The organism is Polyangium sp. 15x6 (assembly GCF_029960785.1).
Classification (GTDB): Bacteria; Myxococcota_A; Polyangia; order Polyangiales; family Polyangiaceae; genus Polyangium.
Map to the genome: position 1 here is coordinate 130,811 of NZ_JASBQE010000018.1, position 21,984 is coordinate 152,794.

General features: G+C 66.2%; 19 protein-coding genes. 13 read left to right on the top strand and 6 right to left on the bottom strand.

The window, feature by feature from the left end; translation table 11 throughout:
- Window positions 1-543: 543 nt before the first annotated feature.
- Entirely contained in the window at window positions 544-1,776 is a 1,233-nt protein-coding gene (locus tag QHF83_RS15985) for a PEGA domain-containing protein (RefSeq protein WP_282418694.1), read from the bottom strand.
- 62 nt (window positions 1,777-1,838) lie between these two features.
- The gene (locus tag QHF83_RS15990; protein ID WP_282418695.1) at window positions 1,839-2,792 is read right to left on the bottom strand and encodes an RNA polymerase sigma factor; all 954 of its coding nucleotides are present in this window, start codon (window positions 2,790-2,792) and stop codon (window positions 1,839-1,841) included.
- A 784-nt stretch (window positions 2,793-3,576) separates the two neighbouring features.
- Here QHF83_RS15990 and QHF83_RS15995 point away from each other — a divergent pair.
- The 13 genes from QHF83_RS15995 to QHF83_RS16055 all read left to right on the top strand — a co-directional run bounded on the left by QHF83_RS15995 (window position 3,577) and on the right by QHF83_RS16055 (window position 18,802).
- Window positions 3,577-4,800: a hypothetical protein gene (locus QHF83_RS15995; protein ID WP_282418696.1), complete on the top strand. Its 1,224-nt coding sequence runs from the start codon at window positions 3,577-3,579 to the stop codon at window positions 4,798-4,800.
- Window positions 4,801-5,150: 350 nt separating this feature from the next.
- Window positions 5,151-5,669, top strand: a complete 519-nt coding sequence (locus tag QHF83_RS16000; RefSeq protein ID WP_282418697.1) for a hypothetical protein — start codon at window positions 5,151-5,153, stop codon at window positions 5,667-5,669.
- Entirely contained in the window at window positions 5,629-6,414 is a 786-nt protein-coding gene (locus QHF83_RS16005) for a hypothetical protein (protein WP_282418698.1), read from the top strand. The genes QHF83_RS16000 and QHF83_RS16005 overlap by 41 nt, the downstream gene beginning before the upstream one ends.
- Window positions 6,415-6,733: 319 nt before the next feature.
- Window positions 6,734-7,354, top strand: coding sequence for a hypothetical protein (locus QHF83_RS16010; RefSeq protein WP_282418699.1), 621 nt, complete (start codon window positions 6,734-6,736; stop codon window positions 7,352-7,354).
- Window positions 7,355-10,515: 3,161 nt separating this feature from the next.
- Window positions 10,516-10,944, top strand: a complete 429-nt coding sequence (locus QHF83_RS16015; protein ID WP_282418700.1) for a hypothetical protein — start codon at window positions 10,516-10,518, stop codon at window positions 10,942-10,944.
- Between the two features lie 218 nt (window positions 10,945-11,162).
- Window positions 11,163-12,056, top strand: a complete 894-nt coding sequence (locus QHF83_RS16020) for a hypothetical protein (protein WP_282418701.1) — start codon at window positions 11,163-11,165, stop codon at window positions 12,054-12,056.
- Window positions 12,057-12,646: 590 nt separating this feature from the next.
- Entirely contained in the window at window positions 12,647-13,966 is a 1,320-nt protein-coding gene (gene ltrA / locus QHF83_RS16025; RefSeq protein WP_282418702.1) for a group II intron reverse transcriptase/maturase, read from the top strand.
- Window positions 13,967-13,994: 28 nt separating this feature from the next.
- Window positions 13,995-14,708, top strand: a complete 714-nt coding sequence (locus QHF83_RS16030; RefSeq protein WP_282418703.1) for a tyrosine-type recombinase/integrase — start codon at window positions 13,995-13,997, stop codon at window positions 14,706-14,708.
- 78 nt (window positions 14,709-14,786) lie between these two features.
- The gene (locus QHF83_RS16035; protein WP_282418704.1) at window positions 14,787-15,326 is read left to right on the top strand and encodes a hypothetical protein; all 540 of its coding nucleotides are present in this window, start codon (window positions 14,787-14,789) and stop codon (window positions 15,324-15,326) included.
- 258 nt (window positions 15,327-15,584) lie between these two features.
- Window positions 15,585-16,382 (top strand): S1 family peptidase, encoded by a 798-nt coding sequence (locus QHF83_RS16040; RefSeq protein WP_282418705.1) that lies wholly within the window; start codon window positions 15,585-15,587, stop codon window positions 16,380-16,382.
- Window positions 16,383-16,570: 188 nt separating this feature from the next.
- Window positions 16,571-17,209 carry a signal peptidase I gene (lepB, locus tag QHF83_RS16045; protein ID WP_282418706.1) on the top strand — a complete coding sequence of 213 codons (639 nt, stop codon included), beginning with the start codon at window positions 16,571-16,573 and terminating at the stop codon, window positions 17,207-17,209.
- 77 nt (window positions 17,210-17,286) lie between these two features.
- Window positions 17,287-18,402 carry an FHA domain-containing protein gene (locus QHF83_RS16050; protein WP_282418707.1) on the top strand — a complete coding sequence of 372 codons (1,116 nt, stop codon included), beginning with the start codon at window positions 17,287-17,289 and terminating at the stop codon, window positions 18,400-18,402.
- A 10-nt stretch (window positions 18,403-18,412) separates the two neighbouring features.
- A complete protein-coding gene (locus QHF83_RS16055; protein ID WP_282418708.1) occupies window positions 18,413-18,802 on the top strand; it encodes a hypothetical protein in 390 nt (129 codons plus the stop codon).
- Here QHF83_RS16055 and QHF83_RS16060 read toward each other — a convergent pair whose 3' ends face one another.
- Genes QHF83_RS16060 through QHF83_RS16075 form a run of 4 tightly spaced genes read right to left on the bottom strand, consistent with a single transcriptional unit; the run spans window position 18,803 to window position 21,935 of the window.
- Entirely contained in the window at window positions 18,803-19,474 is a 672-nt protein-coding gene (locus tag QHF83_RS16060; protein WP_282418709.1) for a MarR family transcriptional regulator, read from the bottom strand. It abuts the gene before it with no gap.
- Between the two features lie 19 nt (window positions 19,475-19,493).
- A complete protein-coding gene (locus tag QHF83_RS16065; RefSeq protein WP_282418710.1) occupies window positions 19,494-20,162 on the bottom strand; it encodes a TlpA disulfide reductase family protein in 669 nt (222 codons plus the stop codon).
- A gap of 43 nt (window positions 20,163-20,205) precedes the next feature.
- Window positions 20,206-20,457, bottom strand: coding sequence for a glutaredoxin family protein (locus tag QHF83_RS16070; protein ID WP_282418711.1), 252 nt, complete (start codon window positions 20,455-20,457; stop codon window positions 20,206-20,208).
- A complete protein-coding gene (locus QHF83_RS16075) occupies window positions 20,454-21,935 on the bottom strand; it encodes a radical SAM protein (protein WP_282418723.1) in 1,482 nt (493 codons plus the stop codon). The genes QHF83_RS16070 and QHF83_RS16075 overlap by 4 nt, the downstream gene beginning before the upstream one ends.
- Window positions 21,936-21,984: the final 49 nt, after the last annotated feature.

A 21,984-nucleotide genomic window follows, 5' to 3' on the forward strand; every position in this document is an offset into this window, starting at 1 on the left:
CCGGAAGGGCGTTGTTGCTCGTACACGAGCCATCCCAACCGGCCGATTCGTCAAAAGGGAGGGAGACGACTCCGCTTTCTCCGCACGCACCGGCGCGGATCTCGATCTTCTCGGGCAACCCAGTACATGCGCCGCTCGATGCCCCGCACTCGCACGGCTCGCACTCTGCGGCTGGCGCATCGAGGTCCGCGAAGAGGCGGAACTTCTCGCTCGAAGTGCCCGGGGGACACTCGGTCGGAAGGGCGCCGGGCGCCGCTACGAACAACGAGATCGCCATCTCCGTCCAGTAGCCCGCATTGCCGCTCGGCACGGGAACACAGCGCCCCGTGCATGCAGATTGCCCCGCGTCGGGCTCATCGGGGCCCGCCTCCGCGTCGGTCCCGGCGTCGGCATCCGTGCCGGCGTCGACGCACCAGGGATCGGGGAAGAGTGCATTGGGATCACAGACGAGGAAACCCACTTCTGATGGCGCCGAACAGGCTGCAATGAAACCCACGCCGACACTCGCTGAAACGAGGACAGTAAGTATCAACCGGTTCATAACTAAAACTCCCATCCCCCGGCGACCTGTGCGCCAACCAAGACGGGAGGCTGGTCGACAATAGCCGTTTGGCCGGCGATGATCTTGGTGCCGCTGTCGAGAGCCACCGCGTCAACGCTCGCCTGCATGGAAAAGGACTGCGTGAGGTTGAACTTCGCTCCGATACGACCACCGATCCCCAGCTTGACGAATTCGGGATGCTCCCCCTTGTAGCTGGTCGCAGCTCCCTGGATCCGGATCAGCCCTACATGCCCCAGGGCGCAACCGAAGAGCCAGCGCCAGTGCCCGCACACGCTCGCGAGCCCGCCCACGGTCATGGCGTTGATCTGCCCGCCCTCCACACCCGACGTGAGCCACGCAGCGCGGGCCTCGAGCCCGAGGGACACGTAGTCGTTTGGCCTCAAACTTCCGGCGATCATCGCGCCCACCGCAGGCGACCATGACGCGACGCCGAACACGACGATCGGTCCGCCGCTCACGGAGCCGCGCAAGCCCGCCTTTTTCTGCTCGCCCGTGACGCCCCCGACGATCGGCTCCCGCGACGGCGGCTCATCCTCCGGCGGCTCGTCGAGCGACGACAAGTCGGGCCTCCGCGGGTTCTCGCGCCGCAGCTTCAACGGAGGCGGGAGCGGTTCGGGCAACGCGCGCAACGTCAACGTGACGCGCATCTCCTGCCCCTTCCGCGCCGTGAAGGTCTCCACGGCGTCCTCGTACCCATCGAGACGCGCCCGCAGCTCGTGCTCGCCGGGCGCCACGAACATGGACAAGGCTGAGAACCCATCGCGGTTCCTCGGCTCTCCGTCGAGCGTGAGCTTGGTCCCCGCGTGCGAGATCGTGACGTCGACCCAGGTCATCTCCGCGCGCGCCGCGTCGTACGCCTTCAGGAAGCCCTGACGTTCCTCTGCGGTCGCGTTCGTCGCGCGCTGGATCGCGTCGAGCAGCAGATCCGCGGCATCCACGGGCTTCCCGAGCTGCACGAGGAGAACGCCGAGACGGCCAGCGATCAGCGGATCGTGGCGGACGTCGAGCGCGGCGGCGTACGCCCGCGCCGCGGCCGTCGCTCGTCCCGCTGCGCGTGCGCGATCCCCGTCGATGACGTAGGAGGTGAAGCGCGCCTTCTTCGCTGCGTCTTCGAGCGCATCCGGCGGTACGGGTGACGCCTCGCGGGGTTCGTCGGCGAGCGCGGTAGCCGTAAGCCCGAGAAGGACGACGAGCGCGACACCTAGGGATCGCATGCGCGGCGCACGATACCGCGGCTGCCGGTCGAAGGCGAGAGGGGCGTACGGGACGAACCTCACTACCGCAGGCGGAAATCCAAGCCCTTCCGTCGGGGAAGGTCGAAGGGCTCAGGGTTCGTCGCGGTGGTTCCTCGCGGCGCCGTCGGCTGCGCATGGCTGCTGTGTGGAGCAGGCATCACGTGCGGCAGTGGAGAGGTGACGACGGGAGCGGCCGGGGCGCTGTCCCCAGGCGACGAGCTCGGAGCCGCGACGCGAACGACGTCCGCCGCCGCAGCAGCGACGACGCGCGCCGGGCCCGTGGCCACCGCGTGCAGCTCGGCCGGCGTGGGCGCCGGCTCGCGCGACATGAACGGGTAGAACACGATGGCCATGAGCGCGGCCCATACGTGCCCGAGCGGATACACGTAGTCGAACAGCCTTCGCAGGAGCGCCCGGCGTTCGAGCACTGCGAGCGGTACCGGCGGAAGGATGACGAAGGGGTCGTTGCCGAGCCGCAAACGCAGGTACTTCCGCGCGCGGGACAGCGTCATCTTCGCGGCGTCCTCGGAGATGCCGAGCACCCGCCCGGCCTCCTCGTGGGACCGCTCCTCGACGCCTACGAGGTAGAGCACGTCGACCTGCGAGCGCGGCATGTCTTGCAAGACTTCCATCACCAGCTCAATGGCCTCTCGCAACTCCGCCGTCCGTTCCGGTGAAGCCCCCGGGGCCACCGCTGTCTCGGCGTGTCCTTCGTCCGGCTCGAACACCGCTTCGTAGCGCCGCGTGGCCCGGTGCGCTTCGCGGACGACGTTGCGCGTGATGACGGTGAGCCACGGCTTGGCGCCGTCAGGGTGCGGCGTGTACCTCCAGAGGTTGCGCAGCGCGTTCACGAACACGCGCTGCACCCTGTCGTCCACGGTGTCCCGTGTGTACGCCTGACCATCGCCTGCGAGGCGCGTGACCTCTGGGCGGAGGTCAAGGATCTCGGCGACCAGCTCGGGCGGGTAGTCGGTCGGCTTCGAAGATCTTCCCATGACCAGAACAAGGCCGGATGCGCGAGAGGGTAACAGAAGATCGTCGTACTCCGCGCCCCCGAGTCGGGGGCCGCGAACAGTGCCCGGGGGACGTCGGGCGCAAGGGAGGTGAAGCGCGCCCGGATCGTGGTGAACGGCTGCGACGTCGCCGGGGCGGTCCGCGCGGGGTCGAGCGCTTACATATCCCGAAGCATCTGGGCGAGCGCGGCGATGATTTCAACGGGAGTCGCGTCAGTTACGTAAGCGGATGAACAGCTCACCGTTGCACTGTGCTCCGACGGAACGCCGCTCTTCACGAGGTGGTGCGGTGGCTGTTACGTGCCACTCGCGCCGATGATCCTGGTCTGCGAAGCTGAGGCGCCACCCCGTACAATTCGGTCGAGCAGCCATCGCCTGCTCGCATCCTGCTTTGAATCGTTGGAACTTTTCGTCTGTAAAGGTCATGACGGGATGACGCTAGCAGGCTCCAAGCCTCGCAAACAGCATCGCGAGGCTCGTTCGCCACGTCATGCCCTGGCGAGGGGTGGGTTTCCGTAGATTGAGGGGGTCGTGGCTGTCCCTCGTGGAGGCTGTCTTCCGCGACAAAACGCCGCGCAAACGGACCTGCAACGCGCGAACGAACGCACGAACGAACCCCGGAACGCGCGTATCTGTGCGGCAAACAACATCGAAAGCCGATCGTGCCACGCGGGGTGATCCTGCGCACGTGCGTGTCCTGCCGGGTAGTGCTACGCGTGTGAATGGTTGCGGTAGGTGGGAATCCCAGCGGCGCACGAGGTTCTACATGCACGCCACGAATAACGAAACGGAGCAGAACTCCCCTGACAAGATCGTGCTGGCATTCCCCCATCACATTGGGCCCGGCACGCGCGATCTCACATCTGTCTTGCTCTACCATGGGCGGCTTGCATTGACAGTGCCCGGTTGGCGCTCGCCGGGTCCTATTGAAACCCTGCGCATAACTTTAGAACGAGCGCAGCAGACAGCACATCCGCTGCTGTCGGTGTTTCGTGCGGCTGCGCACTACCTCGACCTTGCGTTGAACCACGCTCGCAGTGAGACAGAGGCGCTTGCCCCATTGGGCGACAAAATCTGTACTGTTCAACTGATTTACTCGGGGACGACCGATGCGTATCGCCAATGGGAACCAGCGCATGACAAATGTCTCACCATTGCGGCGGTTGCGGCGGAGCAAAGTCCACTTTATCGATGCACTGCCGCTGTTGAGTTTGTCTGGCGAGTGTGGGAAGCCGCTCTCGAATTGCGAGCGGGTCTTAATCGAATCGATCCGGACGCCATACTTGAACTGTTCTCGAAACGCGCTTCCCAACTCGGCCACCCGACTCTTCTATTTGCTGAATGCATCATCAACCGATTCGGAATATTCCATAGCGGAGTACCTAGGATTGCAACCAGCTCCGGCTTCAGTATGGACATACTAAACGCGATTGCGGCCGACGTTCCGATCGACGAAGGTTCGGTAGACGCGGACGTCCAGTTAGAATCGCTTGCGTTCTATTTGTTCCGCCACGTTATTGAGAATTTTGTGGGTTCGCTTGCGCCACCTAGGGTACTGGCAATCGCATACATTCTGGATAATCACTCGGACGAACTGCTTCGCATGCGAACGCACTGTCGCCGAGAGGCGGCAAAGCTGCTCGCTCGTCCGCCTCGCCCCGAACTACTACGGCTGGTAATTTTAGACATATTGCAAGGAATGCAGGAAGAAGCGCAGTCGATTGCAAAATCCGATCGTGACACAATGAAGACGCTCTTTTCCAGCCTTGCGCAGGACACCGCCGCATGGGCTACAGTCGCAAACCTGATCGGTCTCACAGTCGCATTGCCGAACGCCGTAGCAGTATCGCTTGGCATTGCCATGTTTTCGCTGCTCGGGGCTAAGGCGGTAAAGGCAAACTCCGAACAGAAGAGCCTGCTCAAAAAGTCTCCTTGGAGCGTCGTGTACTATGCTAAGGCGGCGCTCGAAGACAAAACGACGGGTGGTTGATGATGTGCAGGCGCGAGCGGAGGTGTGTGTCGCCGCTGCGTCGGCCGCCACCGAGCGCCTCCATGCTGGGCGCCCCGCGCCCCGCTCCGATGCGCGGGCGTGCCGTCACGCGGGTCGCCCGAGGGGTTCGTCGATGACACGGCGGGTTGACAGGCGCTCGGTGTTTCTGCTCCCATCCAGAAATGAGACGTCCGCGTTGGCGCCCCCTGCTCTCCCTGGGCCTTCTCGGTTGCCTGACGTTCTCGTCCCTCCTCCCGCTCGGCTGCTCATCGGCCAGGATCTACCGCCCTTCGGTGCCCGATGACGGGCCGCGCGTCCCTGAAGCCACTACAGAGCGGCTGAGGGAATGCGTGGATGAGCTCCGCGGCACGATCGCGCCCGGACACTACACGCTCGACGCCTCGGTGAAGGTCGACCAAAACGGTCATGTGGTGGAGGTGGAGTCGACGGGCCAGCCCAATCCGGAGGTCGGCATTTGCATGCGGATTGCCCTCCGGGGGATGAGGCTGCCCGAGGATGTCTTCGAGCGGGGCCCGTTGCGTATGTCCGCGGCGGCGGACGGGCAAACATTGCCGGATCGGGGGCAAATCGGGGAGGTGGTGACCGTCGTGGTCGTCACGATCGTCTTCACCGAGGTCATCATCGAAGCATTCGCGATCGCCGTCGGCGTGACGGTCACAGCGACGGTCGCGGCGGGGGCGGCGAAGCGGGCTAAGCGGGAGGGAATGTGTATGCCGCTGCTGCACGAATGTCTGGGAAACAAGAAACACCCAAATCCGGACTTCGGCCCCGAAAAAGATTGTGGCGCATGCTTTCGACATTGCAAAAATGAAGGATATTGGCCCGAAGACAAGTGTCCTCGACCGTAAGATCATGACGACCATCGTTCATGGAAAGCGACTCATGACGGATTCACTGCCAAAGGTCTGCTTCTACTGTCGCGAAAAAGAGGCGACCGCGCCATACGTTCACGCGGGGATTGATGAGGTGGTTTGTTCAGTCTGCCTGAAGAGGCTGACGGCTCGGGACGCGCTCGAAGATCGTCTCACAGAAATCGTCACCTTGGAGTCACAGGGGCGATATGATGATGCGCTCGCTCGTCTGAATGTGATCTTCGAAGCAAACCGTCATCTCGACGATGACCAATGGCTCGCGAGGAGCATCGCGATGCATCGCTGTGCGATTTTGGTCGACGCAGAGCGGTTCACCGAGGCGGAGCAGGCTTGTCGGGCCTGGGCGGCGCTTGGATTCGAAACCGTGGATTTGCGATGGTTGCAGGCCTCATACCTCGCGCAGGTGCTAGATGCGCTCGGGCGGCCGCGCGAGGCTTTGGCCGTACTAGAGGAGGCGCTCGGTCATCGTGACCCCAGATATCTGCCTCTTGCGCGGGGTCTCCTGCGTCAGGTGGCAGAGCTGTCCGAGGAGCTCGGCCAGATGGTCGCCCCAGAATGGCGGCACCTCGCCGAAGCCGTGGCGAAACGTTTTCGCGTGGAGTTGCCGGTGGGCGATACGCTCGCCGATTCCATCATCGAACTCGCGAAAATCACTAGGGATTTGAGACCGGCATTCCTCGATGAATGGGAAAGGGACGAGGGCAAAGGGGGCCGCCCTTGAATTCACCCGTCTGCAAGGGCACCTCGCCGAACACGGCGCCGTGCAAATCCACGGGTGAGGCGGAGCGGGGAGAAAAGGGCATGCACCTGGAGAAGGTGAGCGTCTCCGAGCGTCTCCGATGGGGGCCCGCGGCGGTGTGCGCGTGCCCGCGTTCTTCCCGACGATCCGTTCTGCAACAACCCTCGACGCGAGCGCAAGATCGATCTCTGCGATCGGACGTATAATGTCCTAACGCAATGGGGGCGGAATACTCTGCCGGACCGGAAGCGTCCCGCGGCCAAGTTGACTGCAAGGGAGCTTCGAAGGATAGACTCCGCCCATGATCGGAATACGAGTGACGGGAGACATGAGGGTTGTGGGCGAGCCAGATGAGGATGATGGGATCATCACGTGGCTCTACTGCATGATTTACGAGGTGATCGAGAGCGATGACGACGATGAGGGGGAAAAAGAAGTGGAGATCGGCAGGGCAGACGTCGCGATCATCCACGTAGGTCAAGCGGATAATCATGGCGTGTCGCTCGTCGATGCGCTCGACGCGGAAAGTGGGGAGCTTGAAGCCCTTTACTGGGTCTATTTCGACAAGGAGGGCAATTACAAAGACAGGTTCGTCGCGGGTGGTGGACGCGACCTGCTCTATATCTCGGACGTCAGGATCGAAGAACGCTATCGCGAGCGGAACGTCGATCTGGCGATCGTTCGACAGTTAAGCCGTTCGTTCGGCGGAGGCTGCGAGCTGGTCGTGGTCCCGTACGAATCCGAGCCAGACGCGAAGCGATGGTCGATGCTCGGATTCGTTGTCAGCACGGAAGGAGAGCCCACCGGTTTCATGCATCATCAGCAGGCGTTCGTCGCTCCCCGCGTGGTCGAGACCGACGAATCGGGCCGATTCAAGGTGGTTCCCAATCTCACACCGGACGAAATCGAGAAGGTAAACTGACCTCGGCGCATGCTCGTGGCGGTGATCGGCCTCGGGGCAAAGGCTCGTGGACTGTCGAGCGCGACAAAGAGCTGCACGACACGCCGATTGCGGCGGCCCGCGTCGAGGTCGTCATCGCCCCCGGAACGGGCGGCCCGCCGGAGACTGGGCCGGAGGTCGCCACGGTGATCAACGTCGGCATGGTGACCGGAAGGGCCACGACGGGCGCGGGAGCCGCGGGCGACACCGGCTCACGCGGCAAGGGCGCGGCAGCGGCGGGAGGCGGCTGAACCGGCGGCGTTGGGTCCCGCCCGATGCCCGACCTGGCTGCGGTGCTCCGCCACGGCCGTGCCGCCAACGGCCTCCGTCGCGCGCACCTGGGACACGCACGCTGAACGCGGGCCGTTGCCTCTGGCGCGGGAACGGGCGGTTCGGCCCCTGCGGGCGTGGGGACCGGCAGCTCGTCGCGAGAGGGCACGTCGGCGCGCGCCTCTGCCGCTGGCGCGGGAACGGGCAGCTCGGCCCCTGCGGGCGTGGGGACCGGCAGCTCGTCGCGAGAGGGCACGTCGGCGCGCGCCTCTGCTGCTGGCGCGGGAACGGGCGGCTCGGGGACGCGTGCCGGCGCGGTGCCGAGGGCCGTTGCGGGCGGCTCGTGCGCGGGGACCATCGCCGCGGGCGGCGACGGTGCCGCGGGCTTGGGTCGAGACTCGATCAGCATGCCACCGACGGCTGCCGCCAAAAGCTCGCCGTACGCCTCGTTTGCTGGCGAATAGGCGAACGTTGTCACGTCGATGCGCTTGGCACGGCCGCGCGCGACGACGGCGTCAGCCACCGCCCGAACCTTCGGATGCGACAGCACGCGCTGGCACCTCTCGATCCGACCGCCGAACCCGCGGTTGATGTTCTCCCATTCCGACGGAGTGAGCCCCCGATCCGCGTTCTTCACCACAAGGGCCGTGTAGACCACGACTTCCGCGCGGAGCGGTATCGGGGGGGCGTCCTGGCACGCGGCCAGAACTTCGCCGACGACCACCGCCACGAGTTCAGCAGGCACGTCGGATGTCGGAGATAAGGCAAACGTGGCGGCGTTCGCGCAGCCCTTCGCGCGGGAGTACGCGACGATGGCTCCCGCAATGGCGAGCACGCTCGAGTCCATGAGCACACGCTGGCACCTCGCGAACTTCTCGCCGAGCACGAGGTTCAAGTGCTGCCATTCAGCGTGCTTGATCCCTCGGTCCGCGTTCGTCACCGCCATCAACGTGTACAACGCGAGTTCCGTATGCAGCGATATGGCAAGCGGGGCCGGCGGCGGGGGCGGCACAGGATGCGCAGCGGGCGCAGAAGCCGCAGACGCAGGACGCGCGGAGGGCGCGGGCGTGGGCGCGGGGCACGCCGCAGGACGCGCGGAGGGCGCGGGCGTGGGCGCGGGGCACGCCGCAGGACGCGCGGATGGCTCGGGCATGGGCGCGGGGCACGCGGGAGCCGCAGCCGGATCCACCGGGCGTGCAGGCGTGGGCGTGGGCGCGGGGCGCGCAGACGGCGCCGGGGATGCCGCCTCGCGTGGGAACCGAAGCATTCCGAGCAGGGTGTCGGCGAGAATTTGGAGACGCTCGTCTTCCTCGTACGCGCTCCGGACTCCGGCAAGCCATGCCGGGTCATCCGGGTTGGACACTGGCCTCGGCACGCGCTGCTCGCAGGCTTTGAGGAACGCGCCCGCGAGCAATCCCACACGCTGATCCGCGAGCGTCTCCTGCGCCGCGCGGCGCCATGCCGCGTCCGCGAGGCTGCGCCGGATAGACTCGATCATCGATGCGGGCCCGACGTTCGGAACATCGGCAAGACCTGCCGCGAACGCCCCCAGCGCCGTCCCGAGTGCCACGAGATCCGGCGAGGATTCGCAAACGCCGATGAGCACGACCGCAGTGCACACTGCGGAAGGCTGCACCTCTGGTGTTTGCATTGGCAAACCGGGGCGCACGGCAGCGTCGCTCATACCCATACAGAAGCTCCAGCCGACCACTATGCACATTTGGCTTACCGCGATCCACAAAAATCAGCGGAAAACCGGCGTAGCCTGCTACGTCTGCGCTGGAATGCTTCAAGGCTTGGGGACGAGTTGCTCAAAGAAAACCCGCAAAAGCCGAGCAACGTGTCCGAAATCAGGGAAGAGCCCCCTTGTTTCGTCGCATCAAGACGTGAAAAAGCCGCTCAATGTAATCGGTTTTCGACGAATTTTTCGGTAGAACGCCGGGGCTCGGCACCTCCCCAGGGATGGGCCCTGTACTTCAGTTCACTTTTTCCGACACCGCAAGCACCGTGCCCTCCGTGGACGAACCGCGAAATCGCCGCGTTTGAGCCATACCGGGCGGGTATGCCCCCTTGTTTCACAGGCTCGAAGTCCGAGAAGGGTCCACAAATCGATCCACTTTTTGCTCGCCGGAGCCATGTCTCGGGCCCAGAAAATGTTTCACGGAGCCGGGGTCGGTATCGGACTTCACGTTCGCTGCATGCGCAAGAGCCATGCCCTCCGCGGACAGACCGCGAAATCGCCGTGGTTGAGCCATGGAGGTCGGTTCGGCACCCTTGTTTCACAGACTCGGGGGCCATGGAGGGTCCAGAAATCGATCCACTTTTTGCTCGCCGGAGCCATGGCAACGGGCCACGGAAATGTTTCACGATGTGGGGGGTTCGCGTACCCTGCAAAATCAGCCGGATTTTGCGGACTCGCGACACTCTGGGGGAGGTGCGGTGCATGCCCTTCGGATCCATGGAAAGCCATGGCTTTTCCATGGCAAGAGCCATCGGGTTCGAGTGGCGCTCCGGCCATGGCTTCCGGGGAACTCCCGAGAGCCGGCCGAGCGCCCCCCGAGAGCCCGGCCGAGGATGCGCGCCGAGAAGCGGGCGCCGGCCCAGCATCCGCGCCGTAATACGTAATACGTGTTGATGTAATCTGAATTATATATAGAACGCCGCCTCGGGATTCGATTCCTCTTGGCCCACCGGCGGCAGTTGCGCGAAAACAGCTACACACGCCCCGCCAGGGGGGGCCGTCGGCTATACGTATAGTCGGCTATATATAGAACTCGACGGCGACCTCGATTTTCCCTTGTCTCGCGTCCCCCACGCGCGGGAGAATCGGATCCACGCAGCGGCGCCCCTTCGTGCGCCATGGGAGGGCGGACATGTCCATCGGTGAGTCCCGCAGCCCGGACGGCAACATCACGGCGACCTTGTCGATCCCACGGGGCGTCCTCCAGCTCGTCGCGCCCCCGCCCGAAACCCTCTCGCAATGCAACGTCGAGGCGGTGACCGGCATCCCGCGGCGCGTCTTCCTGGAGGCCATCCGCGCCCCGGACTTCCCGGTCCCCGTCGCGCGGCTCGGGAAGCTTCGGATCGTCAATCGCGTTGCGTTCGTCGCGTGGCTCGAAGAAAACGCGCGCAAGCAGAGCGCCACCCCTTCCTCCCCATCGGCCACGAATGACGCCGCGCCCATCGACGACACCGCACCCGCGGAGCACGCGGACGACATTCTCGGCGCCGTCGGCCTACAACCGCGCCCGGCCAGTCCGAGCCGCGCCCGAGCGACGAACCGCCGTGCTCGGCGCGTCTGACAACCGTCCGGCCCCCGCGGGTTCTAAGGTCGCCTTTGCCTTCTCGCCTCTGCGGCCCGTAGACGGGCCATACCTCCCCTCCCGCGCCATCCGTTGCTTGACACGTGCCGCGATGCCGTCATGGCCCCGGGGGCGACGGGGGAGTATCTCTCGCGTCTCCCATGGCTCCGCGGGAAGGAGCCCAAATCGCAGGGCATGGCCGCTCGGCTGTTCCCTGGATGGTCACTGATTGGAGGAGTTGGAACATGCCCAGGTTAGCCACGGGGAACGTTTACGAGCGGCGCGGCAAGTGGTTCGCGCGGCTCACCATTGGAACGAAGAAGCGGCAAAGCTTCATGCTCGAAACATGCAAGGACGAGCGGAGCGCCGTCGCGCGTCAGGCCATCCTCGCGGAGCTGGCCGCGAAACTCCGCAAATGCGGACGCGACGACATCGCGCCGGACATCATCAAGCGCGCCGCGGTGCGTGACGGGAAGGCATTGGACGAGGTGCGCAAGGCCGTTGATATGATCGCATCGGGGCAGGTGGTGCAGAAGAACCTGACGCCGACGATCGAGCAAATCGGCAAGCGGTGGACGAGCGGGGAGCTGGCGGATCTCTACCCCGATCGAGTCAAGCGACGACGAAGTGCAGAAACCAACCGATACGTGCTCGACAAGTACGTCTATCCAATGGTCGGAGACGTGGCGATCGATAAGTTCACGCTCGACCACGCGGAAGCCGTCATGCGGAGCCTCCCACCGAGGCTCTCGCCAAATTCGCGGCGCTCCGTCGCGCAGCTCGTGTACCGGATCTGCTCGCTGGCGGTCCTTCCACTGCGCCATATCGCCGTGCATCCGCTGCCGCGTGGATTCGTGCCGCGGTATCAGGCAGGAAAAGCGAAAGGGTGGCTTTATCCTGACGAGGACGCGATGTTGCTTGGCTGCACGCAGGTTCCGCTGGAATGGCGCCTGTTTTACGGCTTCCTTCATCGGGAAGGGATGCGTCGCTCGGAAGCCCTTAACACGAGGTGGTCTGAGATCAACCTGGACCTCGGGGCGATCGTGCTCGATGTGAATAAGACGGATGGTGCGACCAGGCAAGTCTGGTCCGAAAGGAATGAGATGCGATAGACTCATGAAATTCGGTTTGCCGTCCGGCGGGTGCGATCCCCGCCCGGCCAAGGGTGGCCCGCCCAGGCCGGTAGCGAGCCTTGCGACGGTCACGGTAACGCGGCCGGCGATGCATAGGTGCGCGAGCGTGCGGGCCGTGGGGAATGCAGCCACGAAAATTATAATCATTCCGGGGGCCGAGGGCGTCATTGCACCCGAAGGCGACGGTGAACTTCCCAGAAGTGGGCAAGGGAAGGGCACTCCCGGCGGGGTGTACGACCACGGCACGTAGGAAGGGGACGGTCCAGAGACCTGGGAGACCCGCGTTCCTCTTCGGGAACAACCGGTGCCACGGAGACCCGGTGATCAATCTCCGACGCGCCGCGCGCTTGCGGATACGCACGCGGCCGGCCGAAGCCATGCTCGTGGCTCCGCACAGAAGAAGTATTCGCACCGAGGTAGGCAGCAGGCAAGGGACAACCGGAGCCGATGCCGACGGGAACGCGGGAGTCGGAGGGCTGAATACGAGCGATGACGTCGGGGAACGGGGTAGCGCCCGGACCCGGCCGAGCAAAGGCAGCCCGTGTTGGTGTGAACTTCAGGAGGGAACCATGCCCGACGCATTGATGTCGGAGAACATGTCACCGGGACTGTTGAAGGTAGCGGAAAGAGCGAAAAGGGAGCCCGAAGGACGGTTCCACGCGCTGGCCCATCTCATCGACGGGCCAGCCCTGGCACGCGCGTATCGCCGCATGCGGAAGGATGCAGCGGTGGGGGTGGATGGAGTCACGAAGGAGCAGTATGGGCTGGACCTGGAGCGCAACCTCCAGGGCCTGCACGAACGGCTGAGGTCGAAGCGATATCGGCACCAGCCGGTCCGGCGTGTCCACATCCCCAAGGACAAGGGCAAGACGAGGCCGATTGGGATATCGGCGTTTGAGGACAAACTGGTCCAGGACGCCGTGCGCGAGGTGCTCGAAGCGATCTACGAGCAGGACTTTCTGGATTGTTCGTACGGCTTCAGGCCCGGACGCAGTGCCCATGACGCCATTCGTGCCCTCGACCGGCTCGTGTACAAGGGCAAGGTGGGGTGGATTCTGGAGGCTGACATCGTGTCCTTCTTCGACAGCCTGGATCGCACCAAGCTGCTGGAGTTGCTCCAGAATCGGGTGGCCGATGGGTCGCTCCTGCGGCTCATCGGCAAATGCTTGCACGTGGGCGTGCTCGACGGGGCGGAGTACTCCGAACCGGATATCGGCACGGCCCAGGGGTCGGTGCTCTCCCCGCTCCTGGGGAACATCTATCTGCACTACGTGCTCGACCTGTGGTTCGATCGCGAGGTCAAGCCGCGTACGCGGGGTGAGGCGCACCTCATCCGCTATGCGGATGATTTCGTCATGGTATTCGAGCGCCAGGACGACGCGGAGCGCGTGATGGAGGTGCTCCACAAGCGGATGGGGCGATTCGGACTGACCCTTCACCCGGACAAGACTCGCCTGTTACCCTTCCAGCGGCCACCGGCCGCACAGACGGGCGGCAAAGGTCCGGCGACGTTCGACTTCCTCGGGTTCACGCTGTACTGGCGGCGAACATTGAGGGGTCGATGGCAAATGGCGTGCAAGACCAGGTCTGCTCGCCTTCGACGGGCAGTCCAGTCCGTCACCGACTGGTGCCGCCGCTATCGGCACCTGCCGGTCAAGGTGCAGCACGCCGCGCTCAAGAGGCGCATCCAAGGGCACTTCAACTACTTCGGCGTCAATGGCAACGTTCGCAGTCTGCTGCTGCTCGTCGAAGAAGCCAAGAGGGCCTGGTACAAGTGGCTCCGCCGTCGGAGCAATCGGGTGCGCCTGAACTGGGAGGGGTTCGGCGAGATGCTGAAGAGCCTGCCTCTCCCCCGTCCCCGCGTGATGGTCCGAATCTGGGGGACGTAGCCGCAAGCCACATCAACGGAAGAGCCGGATGGTGGAAATCTCCTTGTCCGGTTCCGGCGAGGGCCCCGGGGGGCGATCCCCCGGGGCTACTCTACAACCCCGTGCGTGGGCATTGTCGCCTGGGGTCGTCGCGGCGTTGCGCGCCTGGCGAGACCACTGCGCGGCGAGAGGCGTGCGCGTGTCGGGGGACGCGCATGTCTTCGTGTACGACGAAGGAAGCCAGAAGGGACAGCGGCTCACCACGAGCGACACTGCCGGCCGGTTTCGTCGACATCTGGAGTTGGCGGGCATTCGCCGGCCGGAGTTGTTCGCGCGGACGGAGACGAGGACCCGGATCCGGCTTCACGACGCGCGGGCCACGTTCGTCACGCTGGCGCTCGCGAACGGACGAACGGAGGCGTGGGTGCAGGACCGAACGGGGCACAAGTCAAGCGAGATGATCAACCGCTACCGGCGTGCCGCACGCACGGCGGCCGAGCTTGGGCTCAAAGAGTGCCGCCCGCTAGACGAGACGATCCCCGAGCTGGCCCCCCGTCCGATCGACGCGACGAGCGCCGAGCCGGCCCGCACGAAGGAAAGGGCGGCGGAAAGGGCACCACGCTCGCGGCGCGGGCCCCCTCTACCTGTTGAGATCCAGCCAAGATCCGCGGGGTTGGCGACCCCGGGTCAGGATGATCAGAACTTCTCCCCGAGGGAAGATCGCGTCGCGATCTTCCGAGCATCGAACCGGTCGATGCTCTAGGTCGACGGCGTCCCGAACACCCGCCACGCATCGTTCGAAATCCGGGAACCCACCGCCAAGAGCGCTGTCGGTCACACCATGCGCTCGGGCCTCCTCTTCACGAACGGCGTCCTCCTCGCGGGCATCACTTTCGTCCTGGCCATCGGCCCCGGGACCCAGTCGAAGCGTCTCCTGCCCGCCGACGCCCACGCGGCCGAGACCCCCGTCGACATGGCCGCCCTCGAATCGGCCGCCGCGCTCTCCCCCACCGTCGACTCCGTCGTGGCCCTCGCCTCGGCGTACGTCGACCGCGGTCAGCCCGGCCTCGCGAGCGCCGTCATCGAAAAGGCCCCCCGCGCCATCCAGCTCGACCCCCGCGTCGCCGATGTCGCGGCCCGCGCCCTCTTCCACCGCGGGCAGTCGCGAAAGGCCCTCGCGACTGTCGAGGACGCGCTCGACGCCTGCGATTCCGAGGCCGTGGCGTGCCGCTCCTGGCAGGTCGCCAAGGCCCGGCGCCAAGCCGCGTTCCTCCACGAGGTCGTGGCCGCGGGCATCGAGGATCCGATGACGGATCCGGCCGCCGTCCGGGCTGCCTACGAGCGTTCGACGCAGAAGGTCGGTCTTGTCGCGATGCGTTGACGCTGCCGGGGGGTGCCCGCGTCACGTGACGTAAGACGCACCCAAGGAAAATCCGGCAGCGTTGTCGGATGCCCCATCGGCGCCGCCATGTCACGATTCCTTTTTTGGTTCGTCTCAGGGAGCGATGTTCGTGAGCCACCGTCGCTGCGTACTCGGGAGGCAATCGCCAGCGTGCTGAACCGACGCGAACCCCGCTCCTCTCCGCCCTCCTCGCTCGGCGCCCGCCTTGCGAGTGGTCTGCCGTGGGCGACGGTCTTCGTGTCCACCTCTCTCCTCGTCGGCTGCGGCCAGCCGAGCAAGCGCCCGATCGCGACCCCCGCGTCGCACCGTCAGGCCGAGGAGCGCCCCTTCATCTTCCAGCCGCCCGTGGATCTCGACGTCGAGAACAAGATCAACGCGGTCGTGCGCATCGTGGGTGACGTGACGTGCACCGGCACGCTGATCGCCGAGGATCTCGTGCTCACGGCGCACCACTGCGTATCGGAGCGCGACGCAGACGGGCAGGTGCAGAACCACGACAAGGATCCGGAGAGCCTCACCATCGAGCTCGGCGGCGACGATCTGCCCTGGGGCGAGGTGAAGGTGCGCGCGATCGTGAGCCCCGATTGCGGCTACGTGTCCGGCGAAGGCGACATCGCGATCCTCGTGCTCTCGCGAAAGCTGGTCGGCGTTCCCACGCTGAGCCCGCGCATCGAGGAGGCGCCCGCGGCAAACGAGCCGATTTACCCGATCGGGTTTGGAAGGTGCGCGCTCTCGCGGACGCCCATCCACCGCATCGAGCGCGTCGGCGGGCCGATCGGCAAGGTGCGCAGCGGCGACTTCATCGCGGTCGCCTCGGTTTGCCCCGGCGATTCAGGCGGTCCGGCGTACAGCCCGAAGCGGCAAGACGTGGTCGGCGTGGTCTCGGCCTCGGTGATGGATGGCGACGACGCCACGGCAGCGCCCTCGATCTTCGTGCGTCTCGACGCATGGCGCGAGCTTTTCAGCGCGGCCAAGGAGATCGCGAACGGGACGAGCCCGAGCGAGTTGCCGCCGTTTCGGAGCTGTCAGCGCTGAGGGGTTTCCACAGCGCAGCGCCGGGGTTTCACCCCGGACCCGACCAGGGGCTCTTCGCCCCTGGACCCGAACCAGGGCACAGCCCTGGACCTCTGGTGCAAAGGCCGCGGTGCGGTCGATGCAGCGATTGCTGACGGGCGCCGGATGCTCGCCCGCCGGGGCGCGCTTGCGATACGATCCGCGCTTCGATGCAGAAATTCGGCAAAGCGCTCGGCTTCACCGTCCTCGGCCTCGTGGTGGTCTTCGGGCTCCTCCGGGTGCTGCTTTTCAAGACCTGGACCGTGCCGACGACGCTGCGGCTCTCGGCGTCGGTCGCCCCCACGCTCGACGGCGGGGACTTCGTGGTGCTCTTGACCCGAGGCACGCCAGGCTTCGGCGACCTCGTCCGCTGCAAGGACCCCGAAGATCCGACCCAGTACGTGGTCGGCCGCATCGTCGGCGTCGAGGGCGACAAGATCGAGATCACCGGCCGCAACGTGGAGATCAACGGCAAGCGCTACAACCCCGTGCAAGCCTGCCGGTCGCGCGACTACAAGACCTTGCACCCCAACACCGAGGCCGAGGTCGAGCTCGAGTGTGGCGTCGTGGAGATGGGCGGGGGGTGGCACTACCGCGGGCAGACGAAGTCCAGGACGAGCCCCCTGACCTTCAAGGCCGAGGTGGGCGAGGGCATGGTCTTTCTGCTCAGCGACAACATCGACCTCTACGACGATTCTCGCGAGTTCGGTACGCTGGAGCGCTCTTCCTGCAAGGAGCGTGTCGTCTTCCGGTTCGTCGGCAAGAACGGCTGGGGCGACGAGGATGCCCGGATGACGGTGATTCGATGAGCCGGCACGGACGATCCTTGTTTGCTTGACCCTCCTCGCGATCGCCGTTTAGAACCGGGTGTCCCCGAGGAACGACGTTGGGCAACGAGCAGCACGAGATAGGCATCGTTTGCGGTCAGTGCGACACGTGGAGCTCCATGGGCGCCGCGAGCTGCACTGCGTGCGACAACGATCTGGCCCTGTTCGGGAGCCGGCAATCCGTGCTGCCGACGCCGCCTCCGCCTGCGCCCCTGCGCCCGGCGGTCTCGGCACGCCCCGCAACGACGCCCGCGCCGCCGCTCAATCGGCCCGTCGCGCCGCTGCCGGCGACGCCCTCCGTGGGACCTCGCCGCGCCCCCGCGGCCGGCGCCGTTCCCGCGCAGAAAACCCCAGCACGAAGCGAGTTCGCGGACTTAACGCAGGAGGAGCTCATGGAGCAAGCCCGTAACTACGTCTGCCGTTCCTGCTCGAGCGGCGTCCCCTCGGGCCACAAATTCTGCGGGAGGTGTGGGGCTGCGGTTCCCCTCGAGATCCTCAACGCACAGACGCTCTTCTTCGGGGACATGCAAAACCCGGCGAAGGCGAAGCTCATCCTGATCCGCGGCGAAGGCATGGATGGCCTGAGCTTCCACCTGAAGGCCGAGCAGCACATCGTCGGCCGGAACGGTCAGCTCGTCTTCCCGGACGATCCGTTCGTCTCGCCGAAACACGCGAACTTCTTCTACCGAGACGGCAAGCTCGTCGTGCGTGACGAGGGCTCGCTGAACGGCGTCTACATCCGCGTGCGCGGCACCGTCGACATCGTCCCGAGCGACACGTTCCTCGCAGGCGAGCAGCTCTTCCGCCTCGATTCGAGCCCCAAGCCCTCCGACGGTGCTGACCCGGACGGCACGTATTTCTATTCGTCGCCGAAGCACCCGAGCCCGTTCCGACTCACGCAGATCCTCCAGGGCGGCGCCGTCGGCATGACGGTGTGCGCGCGCGGATCGTCCTTGCAGATCGGGCGCGAGGGCGGCGATCTGAACTTCCCCGGCGACCTCTACATGTCCGGCTCTCACTGCCGGATCGAGGAGAGCGGCGGGAAGTTTTCGCTGACCGATCTGAACAGCCGCAACGGCACGTACGTGCGCATCAAGAGCGAGCGCGAACTCGGGCACGGCGACTACCTCTTCATCGGCCGCAAGCTCCTGCGCGTCGAGCTCAACACGAACTAGGCGGTTTGGAGTGACGACGAAGACCCATCGGTCGTTGTGCTTCGCCGACGCATCCGGCGGCGCACTCGCGGCCCTCGGCGCCGCGGTCGCGCGCGCGCTCGGGCACACGGACGCGGTGGCGGCGACCGCCGGCGAGGCGTCGCCGCTGCCCGCCGAGGTGCCGGCGGTGCTCGCGGAGATCGGGCTGGAAGCGCCGCCGATCTCGAAGCTCGAGGAGGCGCTGTCGAAGCCGCACACGGTCGTGTGGCTCGCGGAGGGAGCGGCGCCGGTGGCGGATGCGCGGGCGCTCCCGTGCAAGCTCCTGCCAGCGGACGCAGGCGAGCTCGAACGTTTCTCGACGGCGCGGATCGCGCGAGATCGGATCGAGCGGATGCTCGAGATCGATCTCTCCACGAACTAGTCAGCGCTTGCGGGTCGCGCGGCGCGTGATGTCGTCGCGGGTCGCGGCGATCGTGTCGGCGACATCGAACGCTGTTTTGACCGCGGTGCTGATCGCGCGGAGAACCGGCTCGGGGATGAGGGCGATGAGCCGCTCGAGGTCCACCGGGCCGTCCGTGTTCGGAACGTAGCGATCCATCAGCTCGGCGAAGAGGTCGTACTTGCGCGAGAGGTCGTCGAGGCGCTTGCGGAGCGCGCTCGCCTCGTCGCCCTGCGCGTCGCCGAGCAGGCCGAGCGCGCGGCGCGAGAGGGCGCGTTTGTCCTGCACGACGCGGCGCAGGCGCGCGAGGTAGGCGCCGATGATCACGTCAGGGTACTTGCCCCGCAGCGTGTACGAGTCGTGCCGCGCGCCGGATTCGCGGCGGCGCTCGATGATGCCCGCCGCTTCGAGGCCGCGCAGGTTCGCGAAGATGTTGCTCTTCGAACGACCGAGCTCCATCGAGAGCTCGTCCATCGAGCGCGGGCTGTCGGCGAGGTAGAGCGCGGCGACGACCTGGCCGCCGAGCCGCGTGATGCCGGGGAACGAGGCGGCGATCTCCGCGCCCACGCCTTCGAGCAGCGCCTTGCGTGCGGCAACGACACGTTCGTCGGGCGTGCTCGGTTCTCCGTCCCCGTCTGGCCTGCGAGAGGTCATCGCGGGCGCCAATGTAGCGTCAGGAGTCGTCCATGCACAGGGACGCGTGTTTGCCGCGGGGCACACCCTGGATGAACTCGACGGGGCAGGCGAAGTCGAGGACCGGGCCCGAGGGCTTCTTCAGCATCTCGCCGATCTCGATGGCGGTCGCCTCGGACCAGTCGCGCGCGCCGTCGAAGCGGGCGCGGATGATGCCGTTCTTGTCGATGAGCCAGGTCTCGGGGAAGAGCTTCGTGCCGTAGCGGCCCCCGACGATCTCCGAGTCGGCGTCGAAGAGCACGGGGAAGGGCGGATCGCCGTCGAGCAGCACGCGCAAGAGGTCACGCACCTTCGTGCGGTCCTCGTCGATCGTGACGGTCACGAGGACCATGTCCTTGCGGCCGTGGAGCACGCGCGCGAGCGTGGCGAGCGAGGGCATCTCCTCTTTGCAGGGGCCGCACGTCTCGGTCCAGAAGTTGAGGAAGACGATCTTGCCGCGGAACGACGAGAGCCGGACGGGCTTGCCGTCGAGGTCGGGCAGCTCGAAGTCGGGCGCGAGGCGGTCGCGGCCGGCATACGCGGGGCCGAGGCCACACATCGCGGTGCAGCTCGCGCGGACCTGATCGTTCTTCGCGGCGGTGACGAAGCCGAAGACGGCGATGGCCGCGGCCACGATGAAGAAGATCTGCAGGAGCGTGGACGACTTCATGCCTCGACCTCCATAGCGCAAGGGCGCCCCTCCGCCCACATGCTCAAGGCGTCTCCTCGCGGAGCAGCCGCAGGAGCCGCGTCTCGTCGACGCGGTACTTCATGATTTTACGCCCGTCGAGCTCCACGACGGGCACGTCCCAATCGTAGGCGACGCGCTTCTCGGCCGGGGCCTCGCGGTCGAGGTCCAGGATCACGAGCTCGAAGGGCTCCGTGCGGCGCACGCGTTCGAGGGCCTCTTCGGCCACGTCGCAGAGATGACATCGCACCCGCGTGTACAGGGTGATCGTCTTCATGCGCTGGCGACGATGGAGAGGCTCTTCTTCGGCTTCTTCGGGGTGAACGCCTCGAACGCGCGTTTGTAGGCAGCGAAGGCGCCGCCGGCATGCACGGCTTCGATCACCGCGCGGCCCTCGGCCTCGCCGCCTTGCGCGAGCACGGCCTCGACCCAGGCCCACTTCGCGCTCGTCGAGCGCACGTCGGCCCGGCCCTTGAGGCCGCGGCGCAGCCGTTCGAGCCGCGCGTTCACCACGTCGATGCCCGCGAACGGCGCATGCGCGAGCGGCGTGTTGCGCTTCGGGCAGAAGGGCGCGATCCCGAGCGCGATGGGGACCTGCTGCGAGAGCTCGGTGACGAAGCGGACGCACTCGTCCACGTCGACGTCCTCTTCGCCGGGCACGCCGATCATCAGGTAGAGCTTCATGCGCGGCATGCCGTGCTTGCGCGCCATCTCGGCGGCGCGCTCGAGGTGGCGGATGCGCGCGCGCCGGTCGAGGATCTCGCGCACGCGCTCGCTCGTGCCGTCCATCGCAGTCGTGAGCGTGCGGTAGCCGGCCAGCTTGAGCGCGCCGACGAACTCGTCGGAGAGCTTGTCCGGGCGCAGGCTGGAGAGTCCGACCTCGCAGCCACGCTCGGCGAGGGTGCGGACGATCTCCACGATCTTCGGGTGATCGCTGACGGCGGCGCCGACGAGGCCGATGCGGCGCGCGTCCTCGGGGATGAGGCCGAGGATTTTTTCCTTCGGGACGATGCGCATGCCGCCGTTCGTCGAGCGGCGCATCACGCAGTAGGTGCAGCCGCGCGAGCAGCCGCGCTCGGTCTCGATCAAGAACATGTTCGAGAGCTCGGTGTCGGGCGTGCGGATCGGGGCCCACGCGGGGAGGAGCTCGTCATCGCACTGCGCGATGCCGGGCATGGAGGCGCCGTGGCGCGAGGGGACGAAGACGTGCGGGGTCTTCGCGAGCGCGTCGAGCGCGGCCTCGCGCGAGGGCGTGTCGCGCAGGATTCGAAGCACCTCGACGGCGAGCGTGTCCGCTTCGCCCATGACGATGGCGTCGGCGAAGGCCGCGAGCGGCAGCGGGTTCGAGTTCGTCAGCGGGCCACCGGCGAGGATGAAAGGATCCCGCGACGAACGCTCTTCGCGGAGCGGCTTGATCCCCGAGGCTTCGAGCAGGCGCACGATGCCCGCGGTCTCGAGCTCGTAGGCGACGCTCATGGCGATCACGGGGTAATCGCGGAGCGGGCGAAGCGACTCGTACGTGAGGGGGACGGCGCGCGGGCCGTGCTCGTCGTCGGGCAGGAACGCGCGATCCGCGGCCATGTCGGGCTCGTGCTGGATCGACTTGTAGATCTGCAAGAAGCCGAGCGAGCTCATGCCCGTGCGGTAGGGCGACGGGTAGGCGAGCGCGACGCGCCAGGGCGCATGTTTGTCGAGGCGTCCGACCTCCTCGGCGAGGCGCCGCCGGATGGTCGCCACGGTGACGTCACGTGACATTCGCAAAGAGACTCCTTCAGCAGGCCCGGTGGCGCAAGCGATCACAGCC

Excerpts from the sequence above, each read along its gene's own strand:
- QHF83_RS15985 (WP_282418694.1), bottom strand. The coding sequence starts at position 1,776 with ATGCGATCCCTAGGTGTCGCGCTCGTCGTCCTTCTCGGGCTTACGGCT.
- QHF83_RS15990 (WP_282418695.1), bottom strand. The coding sequence starts at position 2,792 with ATGGGAAGATCTTCGAAGCCGACCGACTACCCGCCCGAGCTGGTCGCC.
- QHF83_RS15995 (WP_282418696.1), top strand. The coding sequence starts at position 3,577 with ATGCACGCCACGAATAACGAAACGGAGCAGAACTCCCCTGACAAGATC.
- QHF83_RS16005 (WP_282418698.1), top strand. The coding sequence starts at position 5,629 with ATGAAGGATATTGGCCCGAAGACAAGTGTCCTCGACCGTAAGATCATG.
- QHF83_RS16010 (WP_282418699.1), top strand. The coding sequence starts at position 6,734 with ATGATCGGAATACGAGTGACGGGAGACATGAGGGTTGTGGGCGAGCCA.
- QHF83_RS16015 (WP_282418700.1), top strand. The coding sequence starts at position 10,516 with ATGTCCATCGGTGAGTCCCGCAGCCCGGACGGCAACATCACGGCGACC.
- QHF83_RS16020 (WP_282418701.1), top strand. The coding sequence starts at position 11,163 with ATGGTCACTGATTGGAGGAGTTGGAACATGCCCAGGTTAGCCACGGGG.
- ltrA (WP_282418702.1), top strand. The coding sequence starts at position 12,647 with ATGCCCGACGCATTGATGTCGGAGAACATGTCACCGGGACTGTTGAAG.
- QHF83_RS16030 (WP_282418703.1), top strand. The coding sequence starts at position 13,995 with ATGGTGGAAATCTCCTTGTCCGGTTCCGGCGAGGGCCCCGGGGGGCGA.
- QHF83_RS16035 (WP_282418704.1), top strand. The coding sequence starts at position 14,787 with ATGCGCTCGGGCCTCCTCTTCACGAACGGCGTCCTCCTCGCGGGCATC.
- lepB (WP_282418706.1), top strand. The coding sequence starts at position 16,571 with ATGCAGAAATTCGGCAAAGCGCTCGGCTTCACCGTCCTCGGCCTCGTG.
- QHF83_RS16060 (WP_282418709.1), bottom strand. The coding sequence starts at position 19,474 with ATGACCTCTCGCAGGCCAGACGGGGACGGAGAACCGAGCACGCCCGAC.
- QHF83_RS16065 (WP_282418710.1), bottom strand. The coding sequence starts at position 20,162 with ATGAAGTCGTCCACGCTCCTGCAGATCTTCTTCATCGTGGCCGCGGCC.
- QHF83_RS16070 (WP_282418711.1), bottom strand. The coding sequence starts at position 20,457 with ATGAAGACGATCACCCTGTACACGCGGGTGCGATGTCATCTCTGCGAC.
- QHF83_RS16075 (WP_282418723.1), bottom strand. The coding sequence starts at position 21,935 with ATGTCACGTGACGTCACCGTGGCGACCATCCGGCGGCGCCTCGCCGAG.